General features: G+C 68.0%; 4 protein-coding genes. 1 reads left to right on the forward strand and 3 read right to left on the reverse strand.

The features are described from left to right. Positions 1-29: 29 nt before the first annotated feature. Together AU072_RS15955 and AU072_RS15960 are read right to left on the reverse strand one after the other, a co-directional pair. Complete coding sequence (locus tag AU072_RS15955; RefSeq protein WP_064414682.1) at positions 30-9251, reverse strand: type I polyketide synthase; 9222 nt, start codon at positions 9249-9251, stop codon at positions 30-32. A gap of 522 nt (positions 9252-9773) precedes the next feature. Further along, complete coding sequence (locus AU072_RS15960; RefSeq protein WP_235629905.1) at positions 9774-10508, reverse strand: DUF1906 domain-containing protein; 735 nt, start codon at positions 10506-10508, stop codon at positions 9774-9776. A gap of 162 nt (positions 10509-10670) precedes the next feature. Here AU072_RS15960 and AU072_RS15965 point away from each other — a divergent pair, with 162 nt between their 5' ends. Further along, positions 10671-11879 carry an ABC transporter substrate-binding protein gene (locus AU072_RS15965; RefSeq protein ID WP_064414709.1) on the forward strand — a complete coding sequence of 403 codons (1209 nt, stop codon included), beginning with the start codon at positions 10671-10673 and terminating at the stop codon, positions 11877-11879. Here the strand turns inward: AU072_RS15965 and AU072_RS15970 are convergent. Next, a complete protein-coding gene (locus AU072_RS15970) occupies positions 11869-12660 on the reverse strand; it encodes a MerR family transcriptional regulator (protein ID WP_235629906.1) in 792 nt (263 codons plus the stop codon). The two genes, AU072_RS15965 and AU072_RS15970, sit on opposite strands and share 11 nt — an antisense overlap. Positions 12661-12867 lie beyond the last annotated feature (207 nt).

The raw sequence follows: 12867 nt of genomic DNA on the forward strand, positions 1-12867 counted from the left end.
CTCATGCCCTTCACTCGTCGGGCAAGCGCTCATCGCCCGCTTCCGCCGGGCACGTACACGTCGTCGTCGCCGAGCCGCGATGCCGGATCGAGAAGCATGTCGGCTTCCTGCCGCTTCTCGGGTGCGTCGTGGCCGAACCGGCGATCGGCCGGCCTCTCGTACAGCGACTTGCCGCCGGCGATCGCCGATGCGAGCCGGTGTTGGCCGGCCAGCACCCGGGCATCCGCACGCTGCTGGTAGTCCGCCCGCTGCTCGGGGCTCAGCGCGGCCAGGAAGGCCTGCGGGTGCACCAGCGCGATCAGACCGGACACGTGGCCGAAGCCCAGGCTGGTGATCAGCCCCGCCTTGAGCGGGAACGAGCCGCCGAAGTGCAGGGTCTCCCGCAGCCACACCATGTGCGCGGAGCCGGCGAGTTCGTCGTCGACACAGTCCAGGCTGCGGTTGGGCGGAATGACGCCGTCGCGCAGGATCTGGCACAGCCCCATCATCTGGAACGCTGCCGCGCCACCCTTGGAGTGACCGGTCAGGCTCTTCTGCGACACCACGAACAGCGGTGCGCCCTCGGAGCGGCCTAGCGCGTCGGCGAGCCGCTCGTGCAGCTCGGTCTCGTTGGGATCGTTGGCCAACGTCGACGTGTCATGTTTGGACACCACCGCGATGTCGTCGGGTCCGACGCCGAGCTCGGCCAGCGAATTCGCCAGCTGCGACTTGCGACCGCCGCGGCCGGCGGCCAGTGCACCGAGGCCGGGCGCCGGGATCGAGGTGTGCACACCGTCGGCGAACGACGACACGTAACCCACCACGGCCAGCACGGGCAACCCCATCTTGAGCGCGAGATCACCGCGGGCCAGCAGGATGGTCCCACCGCCCTGCCCCTCGACGAAGCCGAGCCGGCGACGATCGTTGGCGCGGGAGAACTTCGAGTCGCTGATGCCACGCGCCCGCATCATCGCGGTGTCCGCGGTCGCGGCCATGTCGCCGAACCCGATGACCGCCTCGAGGGTCGTGTCGTCGTATCCGCCCGCGACCACGAACTCGGCCTTGCCCAGCTTGATCTTGTCGACGCCCTCCTCGACCGAGATGGCCGCCGTCGCGCAGGCACCGACCGGGTGGATCATCGCCCCGTAGCTGCCGACATAGCTCTGCACGACGTGTCCGGCGATGACGTTGGGCAGGACCTCCTGCAGGATGTCGTTCGGCTTGTTACGGCCCAACAGGTTGCCGTGATACATGGTCTGCATCGACGTCATACCGCCCATGCCGGTGCCCTGCGTGCTGGCCACCAGGCTCGGATGCACCCAGCGCATCAGCTCGCTCGGGCTGAAGCCCGCCGACAGGAACGCGTCTACCGTGGTGACGAGGTTCCAGATCGCCAGCCGGTCAATGGAGTTCATCATCTCCTGGCTGACGCCGTACACCATCGGGTCGAATCCGGTCGGGATCTGCGCGCCGACGGTGCGGGACAGCTTGACCTTGCGCGGAACCCGAACCTCGGTGCCCGCCTTTCGGGTCACCTGCCAGTCGCCGCTGTCGGGCACCGGGGCGATCACGGTGTGCTCCGGATCGAACGTCAGGAATCCGCGGGCCTCGGCCTCCGACGACACGACGAAGGTGAAGTCCTTGTCGAGGAAGACCGAAACCAGAAGCGGCGACGCGTGATCCGGGTCGATCGCTCCGTCGTCGACCCATTCGCGGATGCCGACCCGATCGACCACGGCGTCGTGGTAACGCTCCACCAACTCGCCCTCGTCGACCAGCTCACCGGTTTCGGTGTCGTACCAGCCCGGTGTGGGATCGTCCTCCCACTTGACCAGTCCGGTCGTCCACGCCAGCTCGAGAACGCCGGCGGCCGACAACTCGTTCTCGACCTCCATCTCGAAACGGGTGCGCGAGGAACCGTACGGCCCGAGTTCGGCGCCGCCGACGATCACCACCAAGTCGGCGGGATCGATGTCGAGGTCGGCCCAGTCGGGCGCCGGCGCGGACTTGTAACCGCGTGGCGGCGACGGCAGGGCACGCACGGTGCCCTCGGGATCGGTTTCCTCGGTGTGGCTTTCGGTCACCATCTCTTCGCGGGCCTTGGCGGCCAGCTCGGCCATGTCGATGTCGACATCGGCCAGCCCGCCGGTGAAGTCCGCCTGCAGCGGCTCACGCGCCGCGGCGACCTTGGCCTCGATGTCGCACAACCCGAGCAGCATGCTCGCCATCTCGTCGGTGGTGAACGTGCGCACACCGGCCTCTTCGACCGCACCGACGATCGCGTCGTTGTGGCCCATCAGGCCCGTGCCCTTGGTCCAGCCGATCAGCGCGTGCGCAAGCGAGACCCGCTGCGCCCACGACGATTCGGCCTTCCACCGCGAGACCAGCGCGTCGAGCGAGGACTTCGCCTCGCCGTAGGCGCCGTCGCCACCGAACATGCCGCGGTTCGGTGAACCGGGCAGCACGACGTGCAAGCGTGCGGCGATGTCGCGCTCGGCGCCGATGTGGGACAGGCCGGCGATCAGCCGCTGCACGGCCCACAACAGCACCTTCATCTCCATCTCGGCGCGCGACCCGGCATCGGACAGGTCGCCCGCCACCCGCGGCGCGGCGAACGGGAACAGCAGCGTCGGCGTCTGAGCATCCTTGATGTGGATCGACTGCGGCCCAAGGCTTTCGGTCTGCTCGGTGCCGACCCACTGAACCAGCGCGTCGATGTCGGTGTAGGAGGCCATGTTGGCTGGCACCACCCACAACTTGGCGTTCCAGCGGGCGTGGTCGCGGTAGAGGGTGCGGTAGAACGCCAGCCGGTCGTCGTCCAGTTTGGACGTGGTCGCGACGACGGTGGCACCGCCGTCGAGCAACTGTGCGACCACCGACGCGGCGATCGAGCCCTTGGACGCGCCCGTGACGACGGCGACCTCGTCGTGGTAGCGGCCGGTGCCCGGATTCTCGGCACCCGCGGCCGCGCGACCGTACAGCGAGGCGTGGATGTTGCGACCCGCCGCCAGCGCCTTGCCCTGCCACCAGGTGGCCTGCGTTCCGACCACGTGGCCGGCGCCCTCGAAGCGTTCCGAGAGTCGCTGCCAGTCCCTGTCGATCTCGTCCTCGTCGGACAACCACAACCGGGCCAGATCCTCGCGGGCGCTGGCCCAGCGGTCGTCGAAGAGCACCGCCTTGCGGCCGTCGAACACCGGCGCCACCAGACGCGGCCAGTCCGAACCCAGTTCGGCGGTGACCAGATCGATGAGCTCGGCGTCGGTGGCCTCCGGCACCGGGACGGGGGTGTCGAGTCCGAGCTGACCCAGGATCATCCGCGCCGCCGAAGCCAGCACACCGTCGCGGCCGGTGACCCGTTCGGCGAACTCGGTCAGCGCGGCGGAGTCCACCACGCCCCCACTGCTTCCCGCGGCCGACGGCAGCGACACCGCCACACCGCGGCGGGCCGCCACCGAGGCGACCGCGCTGTCGATGACCTTGTCGACGGTCCCCGCGTCGGCCAGCGCACCCTCGTGCAGGCCGCCCAGCTCGCCACCGCGCACGCTGGTCCCTTCGCGGGTCCCCAGCGCCACCTCGACGGTCACGTGCTTGATCCAGCCCGGGCCCAGCTCCCAGGTCTTGGTGACCCGCTCGCCGATGTAGGCCGGACGCTTACCGGACGGCCCGAAGACCGTGCGCAGCTGGTCGTTGACCGCGTCGGACAGCACGGGACCGAACGGCTTGTAGGTCCTGGCCAGCTTGGTGACCTGTCCCTTCAACGCGGCCAGGTCGGCTTCGCCCGCCCCGTCGATCGCACCGAGATTGAGCTCGGAGCCGAGGTCGACCAGCAGCTGGTTACGCCGCGACGACGCACCGTCGGTGATCGACTCGATGGAGTCCAGCGGCTCGATCTGGTCGATGCGCATCTTGGCCGACAGCGCGATCAGCGCCATGGTGGCGTCGGCGGCATCGAAGGTCAGGTCGTCCGGACGGGGCCCACCGGCGGGTGCTGCCGGCGCCGGCGCCGGGGCGGCCGGTGCGGCCGCCTCGACGGGTGCGGCGGCCTCGGCCGCGGGTGCCGGTGCGTCCTCGAGTTCGGGCTCGGGATCGGTGTCGGTGGCGAACAGCACCGCCGCATCCCGTTCCGAGTTCAGCACTTCGGTTGTGCTGTGCGAATATTCGGGCAGCTTCAATGTGTTGGCGGCCAGTCCCGCGACCGTCGGCGCGGACTTCACGCCGATCTCGACGAAACGCTCGATCCCCAGACCGCCCGCGGCCTCCTCGATGAACAGCAGATCCTGGGTCTCGATCCAGCGCACCGGGCTGGCGAACTGCCATGCCAGCAGTTCGATGACGATCTTGCGGCACAGCTCGCGCGGCTTCTCGTTTCGCCACGTGTCGTAGTCGGCGAGAATCTCGTCGAGCGGCTCGGCCGGCACCAGATCCCGGATCTCCTGAATGAAGTCGCGATCGAGCGTGAAGGGCCGCGGCACCAGGTTCGGGATGTACTTGCCGACGATCAGATCCGGATCCTGATCGCGCGGCATCACCCGCTCCAGGGAGCGGCGGAAGTCGGCGACGCCGACCCGCAGCACCGAGGAGTGGAACGGCACGTCGATACCGGGCACCAGGATGAACGAACGCTTGCCGCCGCTGATCTCGCGACGCCGCTCGACCTCCTCCTCCAGCGCCTCGAGGCCGCGCACCGTGCCGGCGATCGCGTACTGCGAACCGCGCAGGTTGAAGTTCACGATCTCCAAGAACTCGCCGGTGCGCTCGGAGATCTCGGCGACGAACGCCTTGACGTCGGCGTCGTCCAGGTCGATCTGCGACGGCCGGATCGCGGCCAGCCGGTAGTTCGACCGGCCGAGGTGGTCGCGCGGCACGATGTCGTGCATCTTGCTGCCGCGGTGGAACACCACCTCGAGCAGCGCCTCGAGCTCGTAGACGCCGCTGACACACGCGAGCGCGGTGTACTCGCCGACGGAGTGACCGCAGGCGATCGCGCCCTCGACGAACGCGCCCTGCTCCCGCATCTCGGCGACCTGAGCGGCCGCCACGGTCGCCATCGCAACCTGGGTGAACTGCGTCAGGAACAGCACACCGTCGGGATGGTGGTAGTGCACACCGCTGGCGATCAGGCTGGTCGGGTTGTCACGCACCACGTGCAGCACCGAGAAGCCCAGCGTCTCGCGGGTGAACTTGTCGGCGCTGTCCCACACCTTGCGGGCCGCCTTCGACCGGGCCCGCACCTCCATGCCCATGCCCTTGTGCTGGATACCCTGGCCGGGGAAGGCGTAGACGGTCTTCGGCGCGGCCAGCTGCGCGGTCGCCGACATCACGAGCTCACCGGCGACCTTGGCGCTGATCTCGAGAATCTCGGCACCGCGGTCGATTCCGACGCGGTCGACGCGGAATTCGATGTCGTCACCCGGCAGCACCATGCCGAGGAACCGCGACGTCCAGCCGACCACCCTCGCCGGCGGGGCGGGCCTGCCGTCGGTCGCGGCCACGACGTGCTGGGCGGCGGCCGACAGCCACATGCCGTGCACGATGGGCGATTTGAGCCCCGCGAGCAGGGCGGCGGCGCGGTCGGTGTGAATGGGGTTGTGATCCCCCGACACGACGGCGAACGCGCTCATGTCCGACGGTGCGGTGACCGTGACGTCACGACGGCGACGACGCTGGGTGTCGGTCGCATTGTCGGTGATCACACCGCCGGCGCGCGGCGGGTCGCCCAGTTCGGCGGCGCCGGTGCGTCCGCGGATCGCGAACCGTTCCTCGAGCTCGGCCAGCAGCGTGCCCTCTGCATCACGGATCTGCACCGACACGGGTACGACGCGGCCGTATTCGGTGTCGCTGGCCGCCGAAGCCGTTGCGGTGATGGTCAATTCGGTCCGGTCCTTAGGCATCTGCGTTAGGAGATGCGCCGCGTGGTCGAGGTGGACCAGGCTCAGCAGGCCCTCGACGACGGGGAAACCGTCGTCGGTGATCGCCGAGCCGATCGCCGCGAACACCGCGGGCCAGCAGTAGCCGACGAGCGCGTCGGGCACCAGGGTCAGGCCGGGCGCCAGCGGTGCGCCGAATGTGGCGGTGACCCCGGTGTGGTCGGCGACCCGTTCGGGATCCCAGTCCGCGGTCACCGTCGCGGTGTTGTCGTGCACCGGGGGCAGGGCGTCGGGTCCGTCCACACCGGCGGCGATGGCGAGCACGGAACGCATTGCCGCCGAGGCATCTTCGACGGTGACGACCGGCATGCCGCCGTTTACGGTGCATGAGGGCAGCGTGAACGGGATGTCGATCCAGATGTCGGAGAGCGGGACGCTCAGCGTCACGCGCTCACCGCTGAGCTCGAGGCGGGCACCAGTGGACGGATGCGTTGCGTTGCGATTCTCGTTGGCCTGCCACTCGTCGGGAGCGCCGATCCGATGCACCGGGTTGATCGCGACGCGGCCGGCCCACAACACGTCGGGCGAATCCAGCACCACCGCAAGCGGACCGGTGACGTCGGCGCGTGCCTGCCGGCGCGACACCACCGGCACGGGTTGCCCGTTGACGGCCACCGCCTCGTCGATGGCGGCCTGCTCGAAGCGGTCGAGCAGTTCACCGACCGGCTCGTCGACGCGGGTGATTCCTGCGACGGCCTGGGTACCGGGGATGATGCACACCTGGTCGGCGGTGTAACGGGCGTCGTGGGCCTGCCACAACGAGTCGCTGCGCCACCACCGCCGCACGTCCTTGTCGATCACCGGGACGAAGTTGACCGGCTTACCCGGCTTCTTGCACAGCGTGACGAACCACGGCACGTCGGCCGGATGCAGGCGCAGGGCTTCGGCCTCCGGGTAACGCGCCACCAGGATCTCGATCGCGCGGGCCGGATCATCCAGCAGCGCATCGTCATTGAACAGCGTCGGGATCGGGCCCGAGTCCTGCGGGTGCAGGCGGGCTTCGGCACGGTGCAACATATCGGAGAACCGCTCGCGCCAGGTGTCGGCCAGCCAGGGACTTCCGGGCAGTTTGGTGTCGGCGGTGCTGTCGTCGTCGCCGATGGCCAACTCGACGTAGCGCTGCAGCCACTGCAGGTAGGTCATCTCCCCGATGTCGCCGAAGTACGGCTTGCAGGTGGTGGCCATCGCCGCGATGATCTCGTCGCGCCGCTCGGCCACCGCTTCGGCGTCACCGGCGACCTCGTCGAGTAGCCGGCCGCACCGCGAGGCGGCGTTGTCGATCTCGTGGATGTCCGCACCGAGCTGGCTGCGGCTGGAAGCCATGCCGCCCTGGGCTTTTCCGGCGCTGATCCAGTGGTCGGTCCCGGTGGTCTCGACCAGCATCTGCTTGACGGCCGCAGACGTGGTGGCCTCCAGGGTCGCCATCGCCGCGGTGCCGACGAGGATGCCGTCGACCGGCATGGCCGGGAAACCGTATTCGGTGGCCCAGCGTCCGGACAGGTACTCGGCCGCGCGCTCCGGGGTGCCGATCCCGCCCCCGACGCAGACGGTGATGTTCGACAGCTTGCGCAGCTCGCCGTAAGTACTCAGGAGCAGGTCGTCGAGGTCTTCCCACGAGTGGTGGCCACCGGCGCGACCTCCCTCGATGTGCACGATGACGTCCTTGCTCGGCACCTCGGCGGCGATCTTGATGACCGACTTGATCTGGTCGACCGTGCCGGGCTTGAACACCACGTGCTTGATGCCGACGGTGTTCAGCTCGTCGATGAGCTCGACGGCTTCCTCCAGCTCGGGAATGCCCGCCGAGACAACGACACCGTCGATGGGCGCACCCGACTGGCGGGCCCGCTGTACCAGGCGCTTGCCGCCCAGCTGCAGCTTCCACAGGTAGGGGTCGAGGAACAGCGAGTTGAACTGGACGGCGCGGCCCGGCTCGAGCAACGTGGTGAGCTCGGCGATGCGGTCTTCGAAGATCTCCTCGGTGACCTGCCCGCCGCCGGCGAGTTCGGCCCAGTGCCCGGCATTGGCTGCGGCCGCGACGATCTTGGCGTCGACGGTCGTGGGGGTCATGCCCGCAAGCAGAATCGGCGAACGCCCGGTGAGGCGGGTGAACTTCGTCGACAGCTTCACCGAACCGTCGGGCAGCGCCACGGTCGTCGGCGCGTAGCTCGACCACGCCGGCGGGACCTCGGGTTCGGCCCCGATCGTGAACAGGTTGCGCTGTCCCACCCGGGTGGCCGCAGGCACGATGCCCACGCCCAGTCCCCGGATGATCGGGGCGGTCAACCGCGTCACGGTGTCGCTGGGGCCGAGGTCGACGATCCACTTCGCGCCCGCCTCGTGCAGCCGCTCCACCTCGGCGACCCAGTCGATCGGGCGCACGAAGATCGCCTCGGTCATCTCGTGGGCGAGATCGGGGTCGATGCCGCACTGGGCGGCCCAGCCGTCGACCACCTCGACGCCGTCTGCCAGCCGCGGCGTATGGAAGCCGACCTCGACCTGCACGCCGTGGAAGACCGGGCTGAAGATCGCGCCACCGCGAACCTTGTTCTTGCGCTCGGCTTCTTCCTTCTCGGTGATCTTGGAGCAGTAGAGCTCGAACCGCCCGAGCTGCTCGGGGGTGCCGGTGATGACGACCGAACGCCTGCCGTTGCGGATCGACAGAACCGGCGGCAGCACTGTGCGCACATCTTGGGAGAACTCTTCGAGCAGCTCGGCGATGCGGTCCGGATCGACGTTGGTCACCGACACCATCGGCGACTTGTCGCCGCGCCCCACCATGCCGCGCCGACGGGACACCAGCGACCCGGCCGCGCCGATCAGCTGCAGCAGCGCCAGAAGTTCGGCGTCGTTGGCGCCTCGCGACCGCAAGGATTCGCAGGCCATGATCCCCTGCGAATGCCCGGCCATCGCGACCGGCGGGGCGCCGTGCAGATCGAGGCCCTGGCGGACGGCGGCGCGGATCGCGGCCATCTGCGCCAGCAGGATGCCCGGTCCGGAGATGGCCGCGGTGATGAGTTGCTTGGTCGCGGGCAGCGGCTCGTCGGCGGCCAGCGCACGCACCCACTGCAGCGGCTCGAAACCGATCGGGCGCACCACGACCAGTTCGCGTGCCACGGGCTCGAGGAGAAGCGCGGCCTCCCCGACCACCTCGCTGAGCTCTGACTCGATGCCGGCCGAGCTGACCAACTCCTCGAGGTTCTCCAGCCACGAGCCGCCCTGGCCACCGAAGGCCACGGCGTAGGGCTCACCGGAGTTCAGTCGATCGACGAGGGCCTCATTACCGGCATGGGTCGCTCCCGCGGTGCGGTCGGTGGTCACCCGGTGCTGCTCGTTGATCGTCACGTCTTGTTATCTCCCTCTGTCCGCGTCATGCTCGTCGTCGGCTGTCGTCTCAGAAGCTCCGATGGCTCCCGGCTTCCTGCCGCGGCGCCACGCGATTCGGCGTCGAATCCGACTGGTCCGGTCGGGCGGCCCTGAGGTCTTCCGAGGTTTTTCGTGACCCCGCCGAACCGCCTTCCGTGCACTCCAGCCGTACTAAGAGTGTCATAAGAAGGGCGCTTGATTTCGCGCCCGAAATGGTTACTGACGGGTCTACGCTCGGGTAACCAGCCGTTGGATAACGTGCGGTTCGACACCTGCCGAAGGCATTCGGGACAAACGTCCTGCATGAAGGTGGTTACGGTCGAGTAGGCAGAAGTGCCCTGATCAAGGCAGTTTTGTTATCAAATCGTTATAAAGAATTTTGCGACGCGTCTCACCAGCGGCATCGCCGCGCTCAGACGAGACACCCGGGTGTGATCTGTCTTCTCGGCGCCGTCGGCCACCGAAGAAAGTTTGCTGAAGGTACTTACTGATCGGTAAGGTTTAGTCCCACTGCCCAAAATGGGGCTTAAGGATGTGGTTGATGTCCACGCCGACGCCTGCGATCGACCGGCTGTCGATCTCGACCTGATGCAGGTGGGCGGCCGCATGCGCGACCTTTCCCGGCGACCCCCAGTTGTGCTGCCAGAAGTAGGTGCCGATGCCGTCCTGCAGCGCCCACTCGATCGTCTTCGAGTTGGCGTAGACGCCCACGCGCTGCTTGCCCAACACGGCTTCCCAGCCCCGCAGGTACGGCGCTACCTGCTGTTTGTACTGCTCGTAGGTCGGATTGTCATCGATCGATGCATAGATCGGCGCGCCCTGGGGGCCGCCGGCGGCGACGTGCAGCTCCCATCCGCGTTTCGCGTGGACCACACCGGCGTTCTGCCCGCCGAGCCAGTCGGCGGTGTCCTTCTTGCCGTACTGATAGCAGGACACGATCTTGAGACCGGCTTGATAAAGGTCGCGCGCCTCTGCCAGTTGGATCGGCTTCCCCAGCATCCAGGCCCCGCCGGGTCGCCGGTCGGAGACATAGCGAATCGCCCCTAAGGCACCCGCGGCCCGAATGTCGCTGGCCTTGAGCACACCCGCGGCGTAGTCGAGAAGAATCCCGAGCGGTGCCGCTGACACGGGAGCGGCGGCGACGGCCTGCACACCGGCGCCGGCGACGAGCGCCGCCGGTGCAACCACGGCGCCCTTGAGGACGGTTCGCCGCGGTATCCGCCGTGGTACTGACACGTGCCACAGGATACGACAGCTGTCACAACAAGCACTCCAATATCACCGGCAACAGAGGTATCACTGCGGCGTCGCGGCGCGGCGTTGCCGAGCTACGCCGAAACAGGAAATCATCGGGTGGCACGGTTCGACGATTCGCCGATCGATGGAGGAGTGACACCCATGGCGCGCAGGCCGGCCACCGCCGTGCGAACGGGTCTGGCCGTCATCACCTGTGCCGTTCTGGTCTTCGCGCTGACGTCCGGATGTTCGCGCGCGCAACGCACGCCCGGCGGCCAGGAGCCGCCGAACATGGAACCGCTCAGCTCGGTCGGCGAGGGTGAGGGCCGGCTGAACCTGATCGCCTGGGCCGGATACGCCGAAGACGGCTCGAACGACGGGCAAGCCGACTGGGTCACGCCGTTCGAACGGCAGACCGGATGTCAGACCGAGGTGACGCTCGGCCATACCTCCGACGAGATGGTCCAGTTGATGCGCAGTGGGCGATACGACGGGGTGTCGGCCTCCGGAGACGCGACCCTTCGCCTCATCTACGCGGGCGACGTGGCTCCGGTGAACACCGCACTGGTCCCCCACTACGAATCGATCTCTCCGTTTCTCAAGGACCAACCGTGGAATTCGGTCGACGGTCAGATGTACGGCATTCCGCACGGGTGGGGCGCAAACCTTCTGATGTACAACATCGCGGTCGTGCAGGACGCGCCGAACTCCTGGGCGGCCGTCTTCGACGATGCCGACAAGTACCGCGGCAAGGTCACCGCATACGACTCGCCCATCTACATCGCCGACGCGGCGCTGTATCTGTCGAAGACGAGACCCGAACTGGGTATCGAAGACCCGTATTCGCTCGATGACCGGCAGCTCGACGCCGCGGTGCAGCTGCTCGTCGAGCAACGCGAGAACATCGGCTTGTACTGGTCGGACTATCTCAAGGAGGTGGAGGCGTTCGAGTCCGGCGCCTCCGTCATCGGCACCGCCTGGCAGGTGATCGCCAACACGATCGGTGCGCGCAACCGGGTTCCGGTCAACACGGTGTTACCCGTCGAGGGTTCCACCGGCTGGTCGGACACCTGGATGATCTCGTCGAAGGCGGCACACCCGAACTGCATGTACAAGTGGCTGGACTGGATCTCCTCACCGCAGGTCAACGCCGAGGCCGCCGAGTTCTTCGGGGAGGCGCCCGCCAACGCGCGGGCGTGCGAGTACACGACCGAGCCCGACTTCTGCGACATCTACCACGCCACCGATGCGAGATTCGCCGCCAAGATCCACTACTGGACCACACCGCAGCGCAAGTGCGTCGACGGCCGCGGTGACGACTGCACCGACTACGACGAATGGGTCCAGAGATGGCGGCAGATCACCGGGTGAGCGGGCCGCGCTGATGCGGTCCAAGCAGGCCGGCCACACCGTGTTTCGTGTCGGTGGCCGACATCTGGCGGTGTAGCGCCTCGTCCAGCCGTCTGGACACGACGCTGGTCCACAGGTCGCGGTACTCGCGCACCGTCCGCGCGAAATCATCGCCGCTATTCGGCGTCGGCGCGTAGTCCGCGCCGAGCCGTGCCGCGACGAAGTCGTCGAGGGCTGCGACGAACTGAGCCGCCAAGGCGTCGACCGCACCGCCAGTGGCCTCGACGATGTGCAGCAGCGCGCGGACCGACCCGAGTGGATCCGCCGTCTGCGCCACCGCCGTTCGCACCGCGGTATCGGTCAGAGCGACGACGCCGTCGACCACCTCCGCCAAGCCGTACTCGACCAGTCGGCGCGCCTCCTCGCTGTCGGCGCCGATCGCCTCTGCGCCCGCGGGTGTGTCGCGGGTGTCGGCTCCGGATGTCGGACCCAGCACGGTCCGCTGGATTCCGAGGATGTCGGCGAGATCTGCGCCCTCACGCAGGCTGGCGAAGAACTCGGCGATATGAGCGGTGTTGAAGCCGCGACGATGCAGCTGATTGATCGTGCGCAACTGCGACAGGTGGTAGTCGTCGTAGAACGCCGACCGGCCGACCCGCCGAGGCGGGTCCAGCAATCCACGCTCACGGTACGCACGAATGTTGCGGGCGCTGACGCCGGAGATCTGCGCCAGCTCGTTGAGGCGATACTCAGCCAACGTCGCGAACCCCGGCGGCAGCTCGAGCCGGCTGAACCACGCCACGCTTCATGCGATCACTGTAACGGCTCCGGGGTTTGCCAGCGAACTACTGTCCCGTTGACCGCAGTCGGTCAACGGGCCACGCACACCGCCTCTATCAGGTCTGATTATTGTCGCAGGGGAAAAAACATGCGAATGAGCCGTGTTCCCAGCCAACTACCTTCGGCACGGCGGGCGCACCGGTGAGCGAATTCACCGCGGCGGGATTGG

The sequence above is a fragment of the Mycolicibacterium novocastrense genome, from assembly GCF_001499835.1.
In the GTDB taxonomy this organism is placed as follows: domain Bacteria; phylum Actinomycetota; class Actinomycetes; order Mycobacteriales; family Mycobacteriaceae; genus Mycobacterium; species Mycobacterium novocastrense.

What these genes read in the sequence shown, in the direction of transcription:
- AU072_RS15965 (WP_064414709.1), top strand. Translation starts at nt 10,671, where the DNA reads ATGGCGCGCAGGCCGGCCACCGCCGTGCGAACGGGTCTGGCCGTCATC.